The organism is Mesorhizobium delmotii, assembly GCF_900149755.1.
GTDB classification, from domain to species: Bacteria; Pseudomonadota; Alphaproteobacteria; order Rhizobiales; family Rhizobiaceae; genus Mesorhizobium; species Mesorhizobium delmotii.
This window is the reverse complement of the sequence record NZ_FUIG01000092.1, coordinates 25,390-44,444: the sequence shown is the minus strand read 5'-3', so window position 1 is coordinate 44,444 and position 19,055 is coordinate 25,390. Positions and strand designations below refer to the sequence as shown.

At 62.0% G+C, this 19,055-nt stretch carries 18 protein-coding genes; 7 read left to right on the top strand and 11 right to left on the bottom strand.

All coding sequences use genetic code 11. The features are described from left to right. Positions 1-211 precede the first annotated feature (211 nt). Positions 212-1,510, bottom strand: a complete 1,299-nt coding sequence (locus tag BQ8482_RS34645) for an amidase (RefSeq protein WP_123151661.1) — start codon at positions 1,508-1,510, stop codon at positions 212-214. Between the two features lie 121 nt (positions 1,511-1,631). On the opposite strand from BQ8482_RS34645, the gene BQ8482_RS34640 reads away from it, so the two are divergent. Then, complete coding sequence (locus BQ8482_RS34640; RefSeq protein WP_123151660.1) at positions 1,632-1,979, top strand: GFA family protein; 348 nt, start codon at positions 1,632-1,634, stop codon at positions 1,977-1,979. Positions 1,980-2,016: 37 nt separating this feature from the next. On the opposite strand, the gene BQ8482_RS34635 is transcribed toward BQ8482_RS34640, so the two are convergent. After that, positions 2,017-2,925: an SDR family oxidoreductase gene (locus BQ8482_RS34635; protein ID WP_123151659.1), complete on the bottom strand. Its 909-nt coding sequence runs from the start codon at positions 2,923-2,925 to the stop codon at positions 2,017-2,019. 106 nt (positions 2,926-3,031) lie between these two features. Between BQ8482_RS34635 and BQ8482_RS34630 the strand changes: the two genes are divergently transcribed. Further along, positions 3,032-3,604, top strand: coding sequence for a TetR/AcrR family transcriptional regulator (locus tag BQ8482_RS34630; protein ID WP_123151775.1), 573 nt, complete (start codon positions 3,032-3,034; stop codon positions 3,602-3,604). A gap of 64 nt (positions 3,605-3,668) precedes the next feature. Here the strand turns inward: BQ8482_RS34630 and BQ8482_RS34625 are convergent, their stop codons facing one another. Beyond that, on the bottom strand, positions 3,669-4,880 hold the full coding sequence (locus BQ8482_RS34625; protein WP_123151658.1) for an MFS transporter: 1,212 nt from the start codon (positions 4,878-4,880) through the stop codon (positions 3,669-3,671). A gap of 93 nt (positions 4,881-4,973) precedes the next feature. Between BQ8482_RS34625 and BQ8482_RS34620 the strand changes: the two genes are divergently transcribed. Further along, positions 4,974-5,945: an AraC family transcriptional regulator gene (locus BQ8482_RS34620; RefSeq protein ID WP_123151657.1), complete on the top strand. Its 972-nt coding sequence runs from the start codon at positions 4,974-4,976 to the stop codon at positions 5,943-5,945. A 403-nt stretch (positions 5,946-6,348) separates the two neighbouring features. Here BQ8482_RS34620 and BQ8482_RS34615 read toward each other — a convergent pair whose 3' ends face one another. The 7 genes from BQ8482_RS34615 to BQ8482_RS34585 all read right to left on the bottom strand — a co-directional run bounded on the left by BQ8482_RS34615 (position 6,349) and on the right by BQ8482_RS34585 (position 13,065). Beyond that, complete coding sequence (locus BQ8482_RS34615; protein WP_123151656.1) at positions 6,349-7,434, bottom strand: ABC transporter ATP-binding protein; 1,086 nt, start codon at positions 7,432-7,434, stop codon at positions 6,349-6,351. Beyond that, positions 7,434-8,543, bottom strand: coding sequence for an ABC transporter ATP-binding protein (locus BQ8482_RS34610; RefSeq protein ID WP_123151655.1), 1,110 nt, complete (start codon positions 8,541-8,543; stop codon positions 7,434-7,436). The genes BQ8482_RS34615 and BQ8482_RS34610 overlap by 1 nt, the downstream gene beginning before the upstream one ends. Next, on the bottom strand, positions 8,540-8,749 hold the full coding sequence (locus tag BQ8482_RS34605; RefSeq protein WP_123151654.1) for a hypothetical protein: 210 nt from the start codon (positions 8,747-8,749) through the stop codon (positions 8,540-8,542). The genes BQ8482_RS34610 and BQ8482_RS34605 overlap by 4 nt, the downstream gene beginning before the upstream one ends. Continuing rightward, a complete protein-coding gene (locus BQ8482_RS34600; RefSeq protein ID WP_123151653.1) occupies positions 8,746-9,705 on the bottom strand; it encodes a carbohydrate ABC transporter permease in 960 nt (319 codons plus the stop codon). Before BQ8482_RS34600 ends, BQ8482_RS34605 begins: the two co-directional genes overlap by 4 nt. A gap of 1 nt (position 9,706) precedes the next feature. Beyond that, positions 9,707-10,612, bottom strand: a complete 906-nt coding sequence (locus tag BQ8482_RS34595; protein WP_123151652.1) for a carbohydrate ABC transporter permease — start codon at positions 10,610-10,612, stop codon at positions 9,707-9,709. A 94-nt stretch (positions 10,613-10,706) separates the two neighbouring features. After that, positions 10,707-12,023, bottom strand: a complete 1,317-nt coding sequence (locus BQ8482_RS34590) for an ABC transporter substrate-binding protein (protein WP_123151651.1) — start codon at positions 12,021-12,023, stop codon at positions 10,707-10,709. 358 nt (positions 12,024-12,381) lie between these two features. Then, on the bottom strand, positions 12,382-13,065 hold the full coding sequence (locus BQ8482_RS34585) for a TetR/AcrR family transcriptional regulator (RefSeq protein ID WP_123151650.1): 684 nt from the start codon (positions 13,063-13,065) through the stop codon (positions 12,382-12,384). A gap of 113 nt (positions 13,066-13,178) precedes the next feature. On the opposite strand from BQ8482_RS34585, the gene BQ8482_RS34580 reads away from it, so the two are divergent. The 3 genes from BQ8482_RS34580 to BQ8482_RS34570 are packed head-to-tail and all read left to right on the top strand — an operon-like array spanning position 13,179 to position 15,674. Continuing rightward, on the top strand, positions 13,179-14,375 hold the full coding sequence (locus tag BQ8482_RS34580) for a Tm-1-like ATP-binding domain-containing protein (RefSeq protein ID WP_123151649.1): 1,197 nt from the start codon (positions 13,179-13,181) through the stop codon (positions 14,373-14,375). Positions 14,376-14,386: 11 nt separating this feature from the next. Then, entirely contained in the window at positions 14,387-15,250 is an 864-nt protein-coding gene (locus BQ8482_RS34575) for a phosphoenolpyruvate hydrolase family protein (protein WP_123151648.1), read from the top strand. 4 nt (positions 15,251-15,254) lie between these two features. After that, complete coding sequence (locus BQ8482_RS34570) at positions 15,255-15,674, top strand: cupin domain-containing protein (RefSeq protein ID WP_123151647.1); 420 nt, start codon at positions 15,255-15,257, stop codon at positions 15,672-15,674. A gap of 257 nt (positions 15,675-15,931) precedes the next feature. Here BQ8482_RS34570 and BQ8482_RS34565 read toward each other — a convergent pair whose 3' ends face one another. Next, positions 15,932-17,119, bottom strand: coding sequence for a M24 family metallopeptidase (locus BQ8482_RS34565; RefSeq protein ID WP_123151646.1), 1,188 nt, complete (start codon positions 17,117-17,119; stop codon positions 15,932-15,934). A gap of 270 nt (positions 17,120-17,389) precedes the next feature. Here BQ8482_RS34565 and BQ8482_RS34560 point away from each other — a divergent pair, with 270 nt between their 5' ends. Next, positions 17,390-19,000, top strand: coding sequence for an ABC transporter substrate-binding protein (locus BQ8482_RS34560; protein WP_123151645.1), 1,611 nt, complete (start codon positions 17,390-17,392; stop codon positions 18,998-19,000). Positions 19,001-19,055: the final 55 nt, after the last annotated feature.

Here is a 19,055-nt window from a genome sequence, read left to right as displayed (position 1 = left end):
GTGTCGATCGACATCGATGGATTGCCGCAGGAGGACAAGGCGCTCGATCTCTCTGACAAGCTCTACGCCGGCAAGGTCGTCGTTGTCGGCTCCATCGAGACCCGGACCCAGACGGCAAGCGATACACTTTGCCATGGCTGGTCGCGACCGGTGTCGAACGCGCGTCCAGGGATAGCGAACGCGGCCACTGTTCGTCGCATTGACGTTCACATCATCCACGGCCAAGCAGTGCCTCGACTTCCGCCGCGATACGCAAGAGACGGTGGTCGTGGCCGTTGCGCGCCACCAGCATCAGCCCGGCAGGGCGCGCCATTCCCGGCATCGGCAGCGAGATCGCACAGAGGTCGAACTGGTTGGCGACCTGCGTGTTGCGCAGCAGAAGGCCTTCCATACGCTCACATAGAACTTCGTCGCTGGTCATCGACACGATTGTCGGTGCGGTGACCGGGGTGGTCGGCAGGGCCAGCACATCGACAGACGCCAGCCGCTCGTCCATGGCCGCGACAAGCGCCGTGCGGCGGCGGATTGCCCTTATATAGGCCGTGGCCGGAACGGCGGCAGCGCGTGACAACGGCTCGCCCACCCGCGGATCCACCGGTGTCGTCGCGCCAGTCGCCAGCCAATCTGCATGGACCTCGGCACCCTCCATTGCCGCGATCGAGGCCCGCCTGGTTACCGCGCGCAAATCGGCAAGGAGGTCATCGATGGACAGATCAGCGAGGCGTGCACCCGCGAGTTCCACCTTGTGAACACATCGGTCGAACGCTACCGCGACCTCTTCTTCCGTATCCTCGAAGAGCACGCCGCGCGGAACACCGATGCGCAGTCCGGCAAGCGAGAGCGGAACAAGTGCCGCGAACTCTTCGCCGGCCATCACCGCGTCGGCTGCGGCACATTCGGCAACGGTGCGCGCGAGCGGGCCAATGGAGTCCAGCGTGGCCGATAGCGGGAAGACGCCATCGCGCGGCACGCGCCGCGCCGTCGGCTTGAAGCCGACGACACCGTTCAGCGATGCCGGAATGCGCACCGAACCGCCGGTGTCGGAACCGATCGAGATCTCGCTCGTGCCTTCGGCAACGGAAACACCGGCGCCGGAGGATGAGCCGCCCGCAATCCGGCTGGCGTCGGTCGCATTGCCGGGCGTGCCGTAATGCGGGTTGACGCCGATCGCGGTGAAGGCGAATTCAGTCATGTTGGTCTTGCCGAAGATGACGGCGCCCGCCTGCCGCAATCGTTGCACGATGACGGCATCCCGCAGCGCCGGCGCCGCGGTGCTGAGCAGCAACGAACCGGCCGTGGTCGGCTCGCCGGCGACATCGAACAGGTCTTTGATCGACAGAATTGTTCCGTCGAGCGGCCCGAGCGTCACGCCGGCTCTGCGCCGACCATCGGCCGCATCGGCTGCTGCCCGTGCGGCCTCCGGATAGAGCTTTACGAATACGCTTTCATTGTCCGCGCGGACGGCGAGACGCGAAAGGACGACTTCGAGGCGGTCGCGGACGGATTGCATTTTCGGTGTCGGACTCCGGACGCCTGCAACGTCTTACAGGCAACGACTGGTGCATGGCCTGCAGAGACATAACCCGGCAAAAGCACATTTGCACCCCTGTCGAACGGAAGGAGGAGACCTGATGCTCTACAAAGGCAGCTGCCACTGCGGCAAGATCGCCTTCGAGGTCGAAGGCGATCTGACCGGAGCCGTGCGATGCAATTGCTCGATCTGCTCGCGCAAGGGCGCGCTGCTATGGGCGGTGCCGCACGAGGCATTGCAGGTGCTTGCCTGGGGCGACGATCTTGGCAGGTACACTTTCGGCAACCATGTCATCGCCCACCGGTTCTGCCGGACCTGCGGCATTCACCCCTTCGCCGAGGATGTCAGCGAAGGGAGCGAACGAAGCGCCTACGTCAATATCCATTGCATCGACGGATTGGACCTTGCCGCTGTGCCGGTTCTCGACTTCGACGGCCGCGCGGCCTGAAACCGAAACTATTGCCGGCTCCCAGCGTTCGAGCGGTCTAACGGTACCCCGTCACATCGGCTGGTTTCCCGGCGTCCTGAACCTCGGGAACGTAGCGCCACGCGTCGGGCCGCGAGCCGTCGAGATCGGTAAAACCGTAGAGCTGCGCCAGCCCGCCACTCGACAGCGACTGTCCGTTCCAGCGCGAACGATCCGGGTCCGCCGCAAGCGCCGCCACCGCGCGCCCGACAAAGCGCGGCGTCTCCGAGATGACAAAATGCGGCACTTTCGCTGTCGCATCATGCCAGTTGTCCTCCGTGACGCCGAATGCCTCGAGCATCATTTCCGAACGCAACCAGCCGGGTGTCAGCGAAATCGAGGTGGCACCGTGCGGGGCAAGGTCCTGAGCATGGGCCCAGGCCATGCGGGTCACCGACACTTTGGCGAGGTCGTAGAATGGGGAAAGCCGATAGTGGTCTGCATTATACTCGGCTGTGCCGTCGGTGACTTCGACAAGCAGCCCGCCCGGGCGCTCAATCAGAAGCGGCAGCGCGTAATGCGCGGTGATCAGATGCGTGTCGATGCCCAGCCGCAACATGCGCAAACCATTCGTGAGATCATGCTCCCAAACCGGCTTGTTCCATTCAAACAGTTTCTCCCCGCCCCAGATGTCGTTGACCAGCACATCGAGGCGGCCCTGCTCGGTACGTATCCGGTCGACCAGCTTGCGCACGTCTTCCACAACCAGATGATCGACTTGCACAGCGATGCCATGGCCGCCTTGCGCTGAAACAAGCTCCGCTGTTTCCTCGATCGTTTCCGGGCGGGCGTATTCGGACTGATGCATGCGTGTCGTCCGCCCTGTGACATAAACCGTCGCGCCCGCGGCGCCCAGTTCGACCGCAATACCTCTCCCCGCACCGCGCGTTGCACCCGCGACCAAGGCGACTTTTCCCTCAAGCGTCATTGAACTCCCCACGGCTCTGACCAACCAACGCTCTGACCAACCAAACGCTGGCTTTCTTCAATGCCATAATATATAAATGATCATTCGGTTATAAATGGATGTCAAGATGCCGCGGCAAAAAACGCAATCCGACGAGCACGTGCTGGAAGCGGCGCACCGGCTGATCCACAAGCATGGCTCGGAGAGCCTCACATTCGAACGGCTGTCCAAGGCTTGCGGACTTTCCGGCTCGACCCTGGTGCAGCGTTTCAAGAACAAGGCTACGCTCAGGCAAAGAACCTTGCTGCAGGCATGGGATAGGCTGGATGAGAAGACGATAAAGCTCGCCGATGCGATACAGAGAACCCCTGCTGGCGCGATCGGGTTGTTGGTGGCGCTTTCGCGTGACTATGGCGGCATCGAATCCTATGCCGAGGGCCTGCTCGTCCTGCGTGAAGATCTGCGCGATCCGGTGCTTCGCGCGCGCGGGGCATCGTGGAAGGCATCCCTGTGCAACATCCTCGACTCTTGCTTTGCTTCGGTGGCCAACACGCCGTTGGATATCGGCCTGCTGATGGCATCGCACTGGCAAGGTTCGCTGCTTTGGTGGAGTTTCGACCCGAAAGTCGAAGTTGCATCCTACGTCGAAGACAGTCTGGGCCGTTTCGTCGCCGCAATCGCCACGGCCCGAAAATCATAACCGATTTTCGGGCCATTTCTTGGAGGCAAGAGGCGTCCTACGTTGGACGCCCGTGCGGAATGGCTTAGGTCGCGCTTCTCGGGCCAAGCAAGAACGCCGCCAAGGCCGCCAGCAACGTCGCGATTCCGCAATAGGCGAAAGCACTGGCAACGCCGGCATTGTCGACGAGCAGGCCGCCGAAAACCGCGCCCAGCGCAATGGCCACCTGGAACGTCGCGACCATCAGCCCGCCGGCGCTTTCAGCCTGGTCGGGAGCGGCTCGCACCAGCCAGGTTTGCAGCCCGACGGGCACCGCGCCGAAGGCAAAGCCCCAGGCGGCAACCGCTATCGCCGCAACGACTGGCGAGGCTCCGAGAGTAAGCAGCAAGGCGGCTGCCACAGCAATCAGCAGAGGCGCCATGCCGACGGCGGTTTTGAGACTGCGTTCGGCCATGAAGCCACCGGCAAAGTTGCCGAAGAATCCACCGATGCCAAAGGCGAGCAGCACCAGAGAGATCGTCTCGATGTCCAGCGCAGGCACCTTCTCAAGAAACGGGCGGACATAGGTGAAGCCGGCAAAGTGTCCCGAAGCGACCAGTAGGACCACCAGAAGCGCAACCCTGATCATCGGGCGCTTCATCACTTCCAGCAAGGTCCGAACACTTGCCACGCCCGCCGGCGGCAGCTTCGGAAGGGTGGCGATCTGCACGAGCAGCGCCAGGGCGCCGACAACCGCCGCGATCATGAAGGCCGTTCGCCATCCCCAGACGTCGCCGACATAGGCGCCGACTGGGGCGGCACAGACCGTCGCCACCGAAACGCCGGTGAGAATGATCGACATGGCGCGCGGCATCAGCCGCATTGGGACAAGCCGCATCGCCATGGCCGCCGACATCGACCAGAAGCCGCCGAGGCTTACTCCTAGCATGATGCGAGCGATCAGAAGAACGGGAAGCGAAGAGGCAAACGCCGCTACCAGGTTCGACAGGATCAGGAGCACTGTCAGTCCCCACATGACCAGCCTGCGGTCCAGCCGTTTGGTGACGATAGCCATGGTCGGAGCGGCTATCGCGCCGACAACGGCCGTCGCTGTCACCGCTTGGCCGGCAGTCCCTTCCGTCACACCGAGGTCCTGCGCCAGCGGCGTCAGCAGACTGGCAGGCAGGAATTCTGCGGTCACCAGCCCAAACACACCGAGCGCAAGGGATACGACCGCCCCCCACGCCGGCTCGGCTCGTTCGTCGGTTTCCGCGGGATCGAGAACGGCGTCCATGACGCCTGTCGCGGGTTCGGTCATGATGGAATCTCCGGATCTGGTTGCAGCGCAACATTTGGCTGCAGTGCAACATAGGGAGTGACCGCCTGGAGTTTCCATGCTAGAAACACCATCATGCTTGACTATTCGTCCAAAGTTCCGATCACCGGTGATCCGCTGACAGACATATTGCGCGGGTTACGGCTCGACGGCGTCGAATACGGCCGCTGTGAAATGCAGGAGCCCTGGGGCCTCCAGTTTCCGGCCCAGACGGCGGCGCGGTTCCATTTCATCGGCCGCAAGGGATGCTGGCTGCTGCAGCCCTCTGGCGAATGGGTGGAGCTCAAGGCGGGCGACGCGGTGCTGCTGCCGCGCGGTGCAGCACACGTCCTGGCGAGCGAGCCGGGCATTGAGGCTTCGCCGATCCAGGGCTACAAGGTCGCCGAGGTCTGCAAGGACGTTTACTGCATGTCCAATGAAGGTCGCCGGCCGGGGACGCTGCTGTTTTTCGGCAGCATGTATTTCAATCTCGACGGTTTGCACCCATTGCTCGGCATGATGCCGGACGTAATGCGCGCGCACGAGTTGGAAGCCTATGAACCCGGCATCCCGCATCTGCTGGAGGCGATGGCCCGCGAAGTGACGATGGAGCGCGTCGGTTCCGGCGGCATTCTGGCCCGGCTCGCCGATGTGCTGGCGGCCACCGTCATCCGCTCGTGGGTCGAGCGCGGCTGCGGCGACTCGTCCGGATGGATCGCCGCGGTGAGAGACCGCGAGATTGGCCGCGTGCTGGCCGCGATCCACCTCGAACCGGAGCGCGATTGGACCGTGGAAACGCTCGCCAGGATGATGGGCGCCTCGCGATCGGGTTTCGCCGAGCGCTTCGCAACGATCGTCGGCGAAACCCCGGCAAAATATGTCACCCAGGTGAGAATGCACCAGGCACGGCAATGGCTGGTCCGCGACCGGCTGAAGATTTCCGTCGTCGCCGCGCGCCTCGGCTATGAATCCGACGCGTCCTTCAGCCGGGCGTTCAAGCGCGTCATCGGATCGGCTCCCAGCCATTTCCGCGCCGAGGAACAGGCCGAGGCCCGTCAAGCCGGCTAAACCTGGTCAAAGGCTTCAAGCCGCGAGAGCATTTTGCACCCAAGTGGAATCACTTGGCGTCGCAGAAATGCGGCTAAAACAAATAGATAGAGCGGGATGCCTCGTTCAGTTTGAACGCATCCCGCTCTAGCATCCTTCCCGCCCAGCAGGCGCGCTTAGAGACTGTTTCGAAAGTCGCTCCGGCGAGTCATATGGTGGTGGTTTCGAGAGCCGGAGCGGAGCGGACATTTGGGTCCGTGAGCCCGCGCATGACCACGAAAATCGGAAAAGATTTTCGGAAAGGATCATGCGCAAAATCAAAAGTGCTACAGCGTCCTTTGCGCGTCCAAAGGACGCGCGGCGCTGTAGTAAGCACAGAAAACGCCATCAGATGGCCGCCGGAGTAGAGTTTCCAAACAGTCTCTTAGCCTGCGTGACGAAGGCTTATTCCGCTAGCCTTGTCGAACAGCACCACCTTGTCCGGATCCCAGGCAAAGCGCACCGGCTGCTCGATTTCGACATCGGTTCTGGCCGGCACCGTGGCGCGCAGCATGGTGTCGCCGACCCGCAGGGTCAGGATCTTTTCGACGCCATGGTTCTCGACATCGTGGACGCGCGCTTCCACCGGCGCCCCGCTCTCGAGATGGACATCCTCGGGACGAATACCGAAGACGAGCGGGCGACCGTCGGTCGCACCGCTCGTCTTGGCACCCCCCGTAAAAGGCAGCTCGAAATTCAGCGGTGCCATCACCGCGCGGCCGTCGACGAGCTTGCCGTCGATGAGGTTCATCGGCGGCGAGCCGACGAAGCTCGCCACATAGGTGTCGCGCGGATTGTTATAGATCTCATACGGTGTGCCGGTCTGGACGATGCGGCCATGGTTGAGCACGCCAACCTTGTCGCCCATCGACATCGCCTCGATCTGGTCGTGCGTGACGAACAGGAAGGTCTGACCAAGGTTCATTTGGATGTTCTTCAGCTCGGTACGCAGCGCCTCCCGCAGCTTGGCATCGAGCGCCGAAAGGGGCTCATCCATCAGGAATACGCGGGGCTTCCTGACGATGGCGCGACCAATCGAAACGCGCTGCATCTCGCCGCCAGAGAGGCGATCCGTCTTGCGGTCGAGCAGATGCTCGATACGCAAGGTTCTGGCAACGCGGTCGACGCGCGTCTTGATCTCGTCGGGCTCGATGCGGCGGATTTTTGGCTTCAGCGGGAATTCGAGGTTTTCGCGCACCGTGTAGCGCGGATAAAGCGAGTATTGCTGCAGAACCAGTGCCACGTCGCGCTCGGCCGCACCCCAGTCGGCGACATCAGCGCCGTCGATGAATATCTGACCCTCGTCCGGCTTTTCCAGGCCGGCGATCATGCGCAGCGTCGTCGTCTTGCCGGCGCCGGTCTCGCCGAGCAGCACGAAGAACTCGCCGTCGGCAATGTCGAGATTGAGCCCGGTCAATGCGGTGTGATTGCCGAATGTCTTCGAGATGTTCTTGAGCTGGATATGGGCCATCAGAGTCTCACCCCCAGCGAATTGCCGCTTGTCGTGTCGAAGAAGTGCGCCTGCGCCGGGTCGAGCTTGGCGAAGACCTGGACCCCCGGCTTGCCGACGAAACCGGAACGGGTGCGGGCGCGCAACATCTGTGCCCCGACCTTGAGGTCGACGATATCGTAGGAGCCAAGCGGTTCGATGATGTGCGCCTCGACCGGCAGGTAACCGTCCGCCGGCTCGCGCGAGACCATCACGCCTTCGGGGCGGATGCCGAGTGCAAGGCGGTCCTGCCCGACGTTCGCGGCGTCGAGTTGGCCGCCCAGTTCGGCCGGGAAAAGGAACCCTTCCGCGGCCCCGTCGAGGGTGACCCTGGCGCCGGAGCCGTTCATCGTCACCGCCGCGTTGGCGACGTTCATCACTGGCGAGCCAACGAATTGCGCGACGAACAAATTGGCCGGGTGCGTATACACTTCCGATGGGCTGCCTACCTGCTGCAGAACGCCCTCATGCATGATGACGATGCGGTCGGCAAGGCTCATCGCCTCGATCTGATCGTGGGTGACGTAGATGGTGGTCGAGCCCTGCTTGATGTGCAGCCGCTTGATCTCCGCGCGCATCTCCTCGCGCAGCTTGGCGTCGAGTGCGCCGATCGGCTCGTCCATCAGCATCGCCTTCGGCCGCCGCACTAGCGCCCGGCCGATCGCCACGCGCTGCATGTCGCCGCCCGACAGCGCCGACGGCTTCTTGCCGAGCAGGTCGGTGATCTGCAGCACTTTGGCGACCGAGCGAACCTCGCCGTCGATCTCCGCCTTGCTCTTGCGCATGGCGCGCAACGGAAAAGCGATGTTCTCGTAGACGCTCATATGCGGATAGAGCGAGAACGATTGGAAGACCATGGCGATGTCGCGGTCGGCAGCCTTGAGATGCTGGACCGGCTTGCCGTCGATGAGGACATCGCCGCCGTCGATCGTCTCCAGCCCGGCGATGGCGCGAAGCGTCGTCGTCTTGCCGCAGCCCGACTGGCCGAGCAGCACGATGAACTCGTTGTCGTCGATCTTGAGATTGAGGTCCTTGATGACCTGAACGGCGCCAAAGAATTTCTGGACGCCACGAAGCTCGATCTGGGTCATGCGTGACCTTCTTTTTCCGGCGCGCCGGTCGCCTGCGGCTTCTGCCTTGGACCGACCCAGCCGGTGATCATGAACGTCAGCAGCCCGACGATGATGATCGTCAGCCCGTAGCGGTGCAGGAAGAAATTCCACGGCTGGCAGAGCGCGATGATGCCGAGCACCATCACGATCTCGGCCGTGCGCTGGATTGTACCATGGCGGATCATTTGCGGATCGCTCCGAAGGACATGCCGCGCAGGAGGTGGTTGCGCAACAGGAAGGTGAAGATGGCGACCGGCAGCAGGAACAGGAAGGTGCCGGCCGCGATGACCGTCCAGTCGGGCAGGCCGGAACCGACCTGGCTCGGAATGAACGGCGGCGCGGTCTGGGCCCGCCGGTTGGTCATGATCAGCGCGAAGGCATATTCGTTCCACGCCGTGATGAAGCAGAACACGGCGGTGGCGGCGATGCCGGTAGCCGCCTCCGGCAGCACGATCTTGAAGAATGCCTCCATGCGCGTATAGCCGTCGACGAGGGCCGCCTCCTCGTACTCCTTCGGAATTTCGTCCATGAACCCCTTCATCAGCCAGACAGAGAAGCTGAGGTTGAAGGCGGTGTAGAGGATGATCAGGCCCCAATGCGTGTCGTTGAGGCCAACCGCCCGGTACATCAGGAACATCGGGATCGCCACCACCACCGGCGGCAGCATGCGCGTCGACAGGATGAAGAAGAGCAGGTCCTGCTCCCCCTTTATCTTGAAGCGCGAGAACCCGTAAGCCGTGAAGGTGCCCATGCCGACGGCGAGGATCGTTGAGGTGATGGCCACGATCAGCGAATTCATGAAGCGGCTCGGATAACCGGACCACTGCACCTCGCCCCTGCCCGAGCGCACCACCTTCTCGCCGCCGTCAAACACCAGCCGCTCCCACCACGGGGCGGCGGCGTATTGTTCCGGCGTCGGCGCTGTGCGCAGTTGCGAGCGCTTGGTGAACAGCTTGACGAAGGGCGAAATCTCCGGCTGGAAGACTACCGTCGGCGGGATGGTGGTGGCGAGGTTGCGCGGCTTGAACGCCGTCGAGGCTATCCAGTAGATCGGCGCCAGGAAGATAATCGTGACGATCAGCACGCCGACGATGGCGAGCTTGTTGAGCGAACGCTCGGTAGAGGTGGTGACGGCGGCCATTCTAGCGCTCCTTCACCTTGTTCAGGTATTTGACGTAAATATTGGTGATCGCCAGGACCATGATCAGCACGATGTAGGCGAGCGCGCAGGAGCGCCCGGTCTGCCATTCCTGGAACGCCATCTTGTAGAGCCGGATCGAGATCACCTCGGTGGTCGGCTGCGTCGACAGTACATAGGCAAGATCAAAGGTTTTGAACGCCTCCATGGTGCGAAAGATGATCGCGATCATCAGGATGGGGGCGACCAGTGGCAGCGTAATGCGGAAGAAGGTATAGAACGAGCCGGCGCGGTCGATCGCGGCTGCCTCGTAAAGATGCTTCGGCACCGCCGATAGGCCGGCGAGCGACAGCAGCATGACGAAGGGCGCCCACATCCAGATGTCGGTGATGGCGATCGCGTAGAGAGCCATGTCGGCATTTCCGACCCATTCAAATTTTCCAAGGCCCAGCGCGTAATTGATGATGCCGAAGGACGGGTCGTAGAGCAGTTTCCAGAACAGACCGACGACGGCCATAGACAGCATCATCGGCAAAAGCAGCAGCGTCGTGATCAGCCCCTTGAAGGGAATGTCGCGATTGAGGAGCATCGCCGTGCCGAAGCCGACCACGACCTGGCCGACGACCGAGACGATCACGTATTTTGCCGTGACCGCGAAATTGTTCCAGATGTAGGGATCGTTGAGCAGCTCGCGATAATTCTGCAGTCCGACGAAATTCGCAGCCGCGCTGGTCGATGCACGAAAGTCGGTGAAGGAGTAACCGAGCGAATAGATCAACGGAAAAATGTTGAAGATGATCAGGAATAGGATCGTCGGTATGATGAAGAGGTTACGGATCGTGATGTCGCTCATGCCATGGGAGGCGGCGCGCGATTTTGGATCCAACGTCGTTATGACTGTGGTGGCCATGGACCGTTCTTTCCCAGTCTTCTTCTTGAATTTCGGTTCTTGAAACGGAAACGGAGGGGGCGGGCGGCCGCCCCCTCCGAGATCAAGCCGCGCTTTACTGCACGCGGTTGTACTTCTTGAACGTCGCGTTCCAGTCGGCTGCAAGTGCGTCAAGCGTCTCCTTTGCAGTGCCCTGACCGTTCACGACGTACGGATAGACGCGCTGGTTGAGCTGCTGCAACAGCTCGGCGTATTCCGGCACCGCCCAGAAATCCTTCACCTTGAACATGGTCTCGTAGAAAGCTTTGTTGTAAGGCGTCGCGTTCTGGAACTCGGCGCTCTCCAACACCGCCTTATTGCAAGTGTAGCCGCCGAGCTCGGCCCATTTCTTCTGGGTCTCGTCCTTGATGAACCATTCGAGGAACTTCATCGCCTCTTCCTTATTCTCGGAATAGGAGACTATTGAGATGCCCTGACCGCCGAGCGCGGCGAACTGGTCACCCCCGGGGCCAGCCGGGTTGGCGAAGAAGCCAGTGCCCTTGGCATTCGGGTTCGACGCCTCGTTCACCAAGGCCGGGAAGAAGGCAAAATAATTCATGCTCATCGCCGCCAGGTTCTCGGTGATCGCCTGGTTGTCCTCGGTGAAGAAGGCGTTGGTCCATCCGGGCGGCGTGAAGCCGAAGAGCTTGCGGTAATTCTCGAGCGCCGCGACGTTCTTGTCCGAGTTGATGATTCCGTCCACGTTATAGGTCGCATAATCGCCAAGTTCCCCGCCGTAGGAAAAGATCGCATTCTCGACGCCCATGGCGAGACCGTCATATTGGTTCTGGGTGTAGATTGCGATGCCGTAGCGGTTCTGGTCGGGTCGGTTGAAGAACTCCGCGATGTCGGTCATTTCTTTCCAAGTCTTCGGCACGGCAAGGTCATAGCCGTACTTGGCTTTGAACGCCTCCATTTCCTTCGGGTCTTCGAACCAGTCCTTTCGATAGGACCAACCGACGGCGTCGCCCTCAGTCGGGATCGACCAGTATTTGCCGCTGTTGCCCGGGTATTCGGAATAGAATTTGACGGTCGCCGGGGCCATCGTCTCCAGCACATTGTTGTTCTTCACGAAGTCCGTCAGATCGACATAGTGGCCGCCCTCGGAAGCTGCCCCTAACCACTGCGAGTCGCCGACGACCATGTCATAGGCGCTGCCCTTGGCGTTGAATTCGGTGAACGCCTTGGTCTGGAAGTCTGGCCACGGCGTCGTCTCCACTGTGACCTTCACGCCGCTCTCGGCCTCGTAAAGGTTGACGAGTTCCTGCAAATAGTTCGCCGGATCCCATTCGGCCCAGAAGATGGTGAGTTCCTTATCCTGCGCGTGGACGGACGTTCCGCAGGCGAGCACTAAGCCGATACCAGCAAGCATACTGGTCATTGTCTTGCGCATAATGATTTCCTCCCTTGTGCGCATTCTACCGTATCATGCGAGCCGGCGGCGAGGCCGGCCCTGGTAGTTCCTTCCGTGATGGCGCCGTTCCGGTTTTTGAGCCTCCTCGCCCCGCCGGAAATGGATCGCAGCCCTCACTTTCGACCCGCTATTTGTCCTGATCTGGTATTACCAATTTCGGACGCACGTCAAGCTCTTTCTTGGACGATGGCGGGGCCTCAGACAAGCAGATTCCAGCAACATCTGTCTGTTTTTCTTAAATTTTCCTACTCGTTGATACACAAGGCCCTTGTTCGCGCTACGGCATATCGGCTATTGTTGGTAGTAGGCATCCCCATCTGGTCGAACCAGATCGATACTATTCCGCAGCTGTCGCCGGCGCACGTCTGTCTCCTTCGGTCATCGATTCCATCACTGCAGCCCGCACCAGGGCGCCGGCTGCCCATTGCGCTACCGACATCATCTTGCGGCTGTCCAGCCCCCATATATCCTTCAGCACGATCAGCACTTCGACGCCGAAGGTCAACGACAGGGCCTGTGCCAGGCGCTTGAATTCGCGTGGCGGCAGCCGGTGCTTGAGCGGTGCGATCGCGTCCTTGAGCAGATCGATGCGATGGCCGCGGGTGAAGGCCGGCTCGCCGCCCAGCGTGCCGGCTTGCCGTCGCGCCCACTGGTCGAGCGACAGCTTGAGCGCCGCCTTGAACGTCGCCTCGAAGGCTTCGATGCGTGGCATGGCCGTGTCGAACAGTTCGACGACGCGGCGCTCCGGATCGGCCGAGGCCGATTTCCAGGTGAGGATCGGCCCGAGTCCTTCGTCGACCACCGCCTGCACCAGCGCCGCCTGGCTTGGAAAATACCGATAGGCGGTGGCGCGGGAGACTTCCGCCGCTTCGGCGACCTCGCTGACCGAGGGCGTGGCCCCCGCCTGCATCAGCCTTGTCGCCGTCTCCAGCATCAACCGTCTTGTGCGCGCGCGCGGTCCACGTGCGGCCCCAGAACCGGTATCATCGGAAACCGCCGCTTGTTGACGTGAGACATTCATGTCAATACGATACGCGCGTCTCAGAAAATTGCAATGGCCTTCGCGATGCCGAACGGCCGGGCAAAAGAGCGGCAGGCGGCAACGCCGAGCGCGCCTAGAACCGGGGAAACGCAATGAAGCGCGTCTATGTGGTGGGCACCGCCGATACTAAGGGTGAGGAACTCGCCTTTCTTGCCGATGCGGTCGCCGCCACCGGCGCTGCTGTCGCCCGCGTCGATGTTGGAACGCGCAACGCGACCGTGCCGGTCGATGTCTCGGCCGAAGAGATCGCCGGCCATCATCCCGATGGCAGCAGTGCCGTGCTGGGCAGCGACGATCGCGGCACCGCGGTGGCGGCAATGGCCATCGCCTTCACCCGGTTTGTCCAATCGCGCACCGATATGTCAGGTGTGATCGGCATCGGCGGTGGTGGCGGCACTTCGATCATCACATCAGGCATGCGCGCGCTGCCGCTCGGCCTGCCCAAGATCATGGTCTCGACGCTCGCCTCGGGCGACACCGCACCTTACGTCGATGTCTCCGACATCGTCATGATGCCGTCGGTGACCGATATGGCCGGCCTGAACCGGCTGTCTCGTGTCGTGCTGCACAATGCCGCCCAGGCGATAGCAGGCATGGCTGCAAAACCGCCGCCGCCACCCGACGGCAGACCGTCGATCGGGCTCACCATGTTCGGCGTGACCACGCCATGCGTGACTTCCATCGCCGAGCAGCTTCGTTCGACCTATGACTGCATGGTCTTCCACGCCACCGGGACCGGCGGCCGCAGCATGGAGAAGCTGGCCGACAGCGGCTTGCTGTCCGGCGTCATCGACATCACGACGACAGAAGTCTGCGACCTCCTGTTTGGCGGCGTTCTGCCGGCGACCGAAGACCGCTTCGGCGCGATCGCCCGCACGAAACTGCCCTATGTCGGCTCGGTCGGCGCGCTCGATATGGTGAATTTCTGGGCGCCACCGACCGTTCCACAACGCTATAGCGGGCGGCTGTTTTACGAGCACAATCCGAATGTGACGCTGATGCGCACGACCCCTGACGAAAGCCGCAAGATCGGCGAATGGATCGGTGCAAGACTGAGCCTTTGCGAGGGACCGGTCCGGTTCCTCATTCCCGAAAAGGGCGTCTCGGCGCTCGACATCGAAGGCGGCGCCTTCTTCGACCCTGAAGCCGATGCAGCACTCTTCGAGGCTATCGAACGTACGATCATGCCTGATAACACGCGCCGAGTGACGCGCCTGCCACTGCACATCAACGACCCCGAATTCGCCAGGGCGGCAACAGCGGCCTTTCTCGACATCGCCGGACAGTGAGAGACGAAGCCATGGCCGCGATACCGCGCAAGAAGATCCTGGAAAAGTTCCGCAAGATGATTGCCGCCGGCGTGCCGATCGTCGGCGGCGGCGCCGGCACCGGGCTATCGGCCAAGGCCGAGGAGGCCGGCGGCATCGATCTGATCATTATCTACAATTCCGGCCGCTACCGCATGGCCGGGCGCGGCTCGGCTGCCGGCCTGCTCGCCTATGGCAACGCCAACGAGATCGTCAAGGAAATGGCCTATGAGGTGCTGCCGGTGGTGAAGAAGACGCCGGTGCTGGCCGGCGTCAACGGCACCGATCCCTTCGTCATGATGCCGCTGCTGCTGGCCGAGCTGAAAACGATGGGTTTTTCCGGCGTGCAGAACTTTCCGACCATCGGCCTGTTCGACGGCCAGATGCGGCAAAGTTTCGAGGAAACCGGCATGGGCTTTGGGCTCGAGGTCGACATGATCGCCGCAGCACACGAGCTCGATCTCCTGACCACGCCCTATGTGTTCAACCCCGATGAGGCGCGCGCCATGACCAAGGCCGGCGCCGACATCGTCGTCGCTCATATGGGGGTGACCACCGGCGGCTCGATCGGTGCGACGTCGGCCAAATCGCTCGACGACTGCGTGACGGAGATTGACGCCATCGCTGAAGCGGCGCGTGCCGTGCGCAAGGATGTCATCCTGCTTTGCCATGGCGGGCCGATCTCGATGCCGGACGATGCCCGCTACATCCTCGAACGCTGCAAGGGCCTGCACGGCTTTTACGGGGCAAGCTCGATGGAGCGGCTGCCGGCGGAAGCGGCGATCGCCAGGCAGACTGCCGATTTCAAGGCGGTCACGCTTGGTGCCAAAACGACCGCGAAGAAAAAGAAGGGATGAGACGATGACCGACAAGAGCAAGGTGTTTGTCTACCCGAAGGATGTCAGCGCCTTCGGCTTCGACTGGGGCAGACTGTCGCTGACGGTGGCGCCCGAGGTGAACGGCGCGACGCGCTTTTCCGGCGGCGTCGTCGACCTGCCGTTCGGCAAGGGTCACACGCGCCACAACCATCCGGGTGCTGAAGAGATCATCTTCGTCATATCAGGCAATGGCGAGCAGATGGTCGAGGACGAGGACGGCAATCCGGTCGTTGAGAAGGTCGGCCCCGGCTGCACCATCTATGTGCCGGAAAGCCGCTTCCACTCGACGCTGAACACCGGCGATGGGCCGATGCAGCTCTTCGTCGTCTACTCCCCGGCCGGACCGGAACTGGCGCTGCGCGACCTGCCGGATTTCAGGCTGCTGCCGCCGGGCGGGAAGTGATCTCTGCACACCCGCCTCCTTGTTTGCGGCAGGACTAATCGCATTTGGAGTTGCCCCCTCATCCGGCGCGGAGCCTGTCCTCGGGCTTGCCGGAGGCAAGACCCGTGGGCGGCCACCTTCTCCCCGAGGGGAGAAGAGGTAGGCGCCGTCGCTGGCGATCTCCTCTCCCTTCGGGGAGAGGTCGGATTGTCCCGAATTGCCCTTTGCAATTCGGTTGGCAATCCGGGTGAGGGGGCAGCGCCTTCATTGCAGTGCTGTCAAACTCCACCTCTGTTCCAGCCCCTGCCCCGGTCGCCGAACATAGCGTAACCGGTCTCGGTGACCGTCACGGTGTCCTCCAGCTTGATGAAGCCGCGCGTCGGGTGAAGCATCGTCGTCTCGACCGAGAGCACCATGTTTTTCTCCAGCGGCTTTTCGGCATAGGTGCCTTCATAGGTCACCGGATGGTTGGTCATCAGGAACGGCGCTTCATGTGTGATCAGCCCCATGCCGTGGGCAAAGAAATCGGTATAGGGCGCGACCTTGGATTTCTTCAGCACGCCTTCCGCGTAGGAAATCATGTCACCACCCAGCGTGCCGGCGCGTACCTTGGAAAAGGCCGCCTGCTGCACCGCCTCGACTTCGGCCAACAGATCCTCGAGTTCGGCATCCGGCTCGCCCAGAATGCCCATGCGACAGAGGTCGCCGATATAGCCGTGATAATTGCCGCCGGAATCGATCGACATCACCTCGCCCTTCTTCCATGCCTGCGGCGAGGCGGCGCGGTTGTGGCTGGCGCCGAGCGTCAGCAGGCAATATTCGAAATGCGCGCCGCGATTGGTCTCCTCGCGCCGTAACTGCTCGATGATCTCGGTCTTGGTCGTGCCTTCGCGTGCCCAGGCAATGGTTGCCAGCATGGAATCGGTGATCAGTTCAGAGGCGGTGCGCAGCTTCTCCAGCTCAGCTTCCGTCTTGATCGCCCGCATTCGCTCCAGCATATCAGTCGCGTCGATCAGCTTGGCGTCCGGCAACGCCTTGCGGATCAGCGTGTAGGCATCCGACGGCAGGAAAGCCGGCTCGATGCCGATGCGGGCGTTGCCCTTGCCGATTTTGGTCAGGTGCTCAATCGCGAGATTGGCGGCGTCGAGCGTGCCCCAGCAGGCGGCGTGCAAGGTCGGCGTCCAGAACGGGTTGTTCTGGTGCTCGGCGCCCTCCATGCGGTTGCCGATATAGGCGGCGTGGTCGGGCCCACCCTTCTCGTAGACCACGATAGGCAGATAGCGGCTGTGGCCGATCGCATCCATGGCGGCGAAGAAGATGAACTTGTAGCCGCCAAGCAGATATTGCGTGTTGTGCTTGGAGGTGGCGAGCAGCACATCGATACCGGCCTCCTCCATCAGTCGATCGACTCTGGCGTGGTCGAACGGGATGGTGCTGACGGCATTCTTACCCGGGGCGACGTTCATCTTTCTCTCCCTGAATTCCCTGGCCGGCCGCTCGGATCGCCGGCGGTGCCCAGTCTCGTCCTACCAGATAAGCCTGGTCCTACCAGATAAGGTCGGATTGAACCGCTTCCCTGTAACTGGTCCAGCGGACGAAATTTTCAAAGCCACTTGAGGATGCGCCAAATCCGTCTCTGGCGAAACCCTCGGCAAGGCTCATAATCACCCTTGCAAGGATGCCGTCCGGCGTCCGAGGGTATTGGCCCGGGTGGCTGAGAGGGACGGAGTTCGATCATGTCAAATGTCACGATTTCCAGACGCACCGTACTTGCCGGTTCGGTACTCCTGCTGGCTTCGACGGCTCTGCCGACCATCGCTCTGGCACAGACACCGAAGAAAGGCGGGCGGCTGGTCGTCGCCGCCGATTCCGAGCCGCGCAACCTCAACCCGGCGATCGTCGCTTCCAACGGTGTGTTCTTTATCTCTAGCAAAATCGTGGAAACGCTGGCCGAGGCGTCCTTCGAGGGCAAGGACGGGCTCGACCCGCGCCTGGCGATAGGCTGGGAGGGCGCCGCCGATGGCCTGTCGGTAACGTTCAAATTGCGCGAGGGCGTCAAATGGCATGACGGCAAACCCTTTACCTCCGCCGACCTCGCGTTCTCGGCGCTGCAGATCTGGAAGCCGCTGCAGAATCTCGGCCGCATTGTGTTCAAGGATCTGGAGGCGGTCGACACGCCGGACGAACTGACGGCGGTGTTCAAATTCGCCAAGCCGACACCGTTCCAGCTGATCCGCAACGCGTTGCCGGCGCTGAGCAGCGTGGTGCCGAAGCACATCTACGAGACAGGAAAGATCGAAGAGAACCCGGCGAACAATGCGCCTGTCGGCACCGGCCCGTTCAAATTCGCCGAACACAAGCCAGGCGAATATTACCGGCTGGAGAAGAATGGGGACTATTGGGGCAAGGACCAACCTTACCTCGACGAGATCATCTACCAGGTGCTGCCCGACCGCACCTCGGCGGCAAGCGCGCTCGAGGCCGAAGAGATCCAGCTCGCCGCGTTTTCCGCGGTGCCGTTGGCCGATCTCGACCGCATCTCCAAGGTGCCTGGCCTCAAGGTGATCACCAAGGGCTATGAGGGGCTGACCTATCAGCTCGTCGTCGAGATCAACCATCGCCGCAAGGAGCTGGCCGACCTGAAGGTGCGCCAGGCGATCGCACACGCCATCGACAAGGATTTCGTCGTCAAGACGGTTTTCCTCGGCTACGCCGCCACCGCCACCGGCCCGGTGCCGAAAAACGATCCGCAGTTCTATACTGCCGATGTGCCGACCTATGCCTTCGACGTGGCCAAGGCCAATGCCCTGCTCGACGAAGCTGGCTACAGCAAAGGCGACGACGGCAAGCGCTTTTCGGTGAAGCTGCTGCCGGCGCCCTATTTCAACGAGACAAAGCAGTTCGGCGACTATCTGCGCCAGGCGCTCGCCGCCATCGGTATCGACGCCCAGCTGGTCAACAACGACTCGGCCGCCCACATCAAGGCGGTCTACACCGACCATGCCTTCGACCTTGCGGTCGGGCCGCCGGTGTTCCGCGGCGATCCGGCGATCTCGACCACCATCCTGGTGCAGAGCGGCATTCCAGACGGGGTGCCGTTCTCCAACCAGGGCGGCTACAAGAACGACGAACTCGACGCCCTCATCGCCAAGGCGTCCGAGACGCTCGATCCCGCCGCGCGGACGGAACTTTACAAGGAGTTTCAGAGACAAGTTGCAACCGACCTGCCGCTGATCAATGTCGCCGAATGGAGCTTCATCAGCGTTATTAGAGACACGGTGGGGAATGTCGCCAACAACCCGCGCTGGGCGGTATCGAACTGGGCGGATACCTGGCTGGAGGCTTAGCAAGTTCGCTCCAGGCTTGCACATGGTGTATCCGGGTGCTCAGCTTGGATGATGA

What these genes read in the sequence shown, in the direction of transcription:
- BQ8482_RS34640 (WP_123151660.1), top strand. Translation starts at nt 1,632, where the DNA reads ATGCTCTACAAAGGCAGCTGCCACTGCGGCAAGATCGCCTTCGAGGTC.
- BQ8482_RS34590 (WP_123151651.1), bottom strand. Translation starts at nt 12,023, where the DNA reads ATGCGCAAGACAATGACCAGTATGCTTGCTGGTATCGGCTTAGTGCTC.
- BQ8482_RS34585 (WP_123151650.1), bottom strand. Translation starts at nt 13,065, where the DNA reads ATGAATGTCTCACGTCAACAAGCGGCGGTTTCCGATGATACCGGTTCT.
- BQ8482_RS34575 (WP_123151648.1), top strand. Translation starts at nt 14,387, where the DNA reads ATGGCCGCGATACCGCGCAAGAAGATCCTGGAAAAGTTCCGCAAGATG.
- BQ8482_RS34565 (WP_123151646.1), bottom strand. Translation starts at nt 17,119, where the DNA reads ATGAACGTCGCCCCGGGTAAGAATGCCGTCAGCACCATCCCGTTCGAC.
- BQ8482_RS34645 (WP_123151661.1), bottom strand. Translation starts at nt 1,510, where the DNA reads ATGCAATCCGTCCGCGACCGCCTCGAAGTCGTCCTTTCGCGTCTCGCC.
- BQ8482_RS34560 (WP_123151645.1), top strand. Translation starts at nt 17,390, where the DNA reads ATGTCAAATGTCACGATTTCCAGACGCACCGTACTTGCCGGTTCGGTA.
- BQ8482_RS34615 (WP_123151656.1), bottom strand. Translation starts at nt 7,434, where the DNA reads ATGGCCCATATCCAGCTCAAGAACATCTCGAAGACATTCGGCAATCAC.
- BQ8482_RS34595 (WP_123151652.1), bottom strand. Translation starts at nt 10,612, where the DNA reads ATGGCCACCACAGTCATAACGACGTTGGATCCAAAATCGCGCGCCGCC.
- BQ8482_RS34635 (WP_123151659.1), bottom strand. Translation starts at nt 2,925, where the DNA reads ATGACGCTTGAGGGAAAAGTCGCCTTGGTCGCGGGTGCAACGCGCGGT.
- BQ8482_RS34620 (WP_123151657.1), top strand. Translation starts at nt 4,974, where the DNA reads ATGCTTGACTATTCGTCCAAAGTTCCGATCACCGGTGATCCGCTGACA.
- BQ8482_RS34580 (WP_123151649.1), top strand. Translation starts at nt 13,179, where the DNA reads ATGAAGCGCGTCTATGTGGTGGGCACCGCCGATACTAAGGGTGAGGAA.
- BQ8482_RS34570 (WP_123151647.1), top strand. Translation starts at nt 15,255, where the DNA reads ATGACCGACAAGAGCAAGGTGTTTGTCTACCCGAAGGATGTCAGCGCC.
- BQ8482_RS34605 (WP_123151654.1), bottom strand. Translation starts at nt 8,749, where the DNA reads ATGATCCGCCATGGTACAATCCAGCGCACGGCCGAGATCGTGATGGTG.
- BQ8482_RS34630 (WP_123151775.1), top strand. Translation starts at nt 3,032, where the DNA reads ATGCCGCGGCAAAAAACGCAATCCGACGAGCACGTGCTGGAAGCGGCG.
- BQ8482_RS34600 (WP_123151653.1), bottom strand. Translation starts at nt 9,705, where the DNA reads ATGGCCGCCGTCACCACCTCTACCGAGCGTTCGCTCAACAAGCTCGCC.
- BQ8482_RS34610 (WP_123151655.1), bottom strand. Translation starts at nt 8,543, where the DNA reads ATGACCCAGATCGAGCTTCGTGGCGTCCAGAAATTCTTTGGCGCCGTT.
- BQ8482_RS34625 (WP_123151658.1), bottom strand. Translation starts at nt 4,880, where the DNA reads ATGACCGAACCCGCGACAGGCGTCATGGACGCCGTTCTCGATCCCGCG.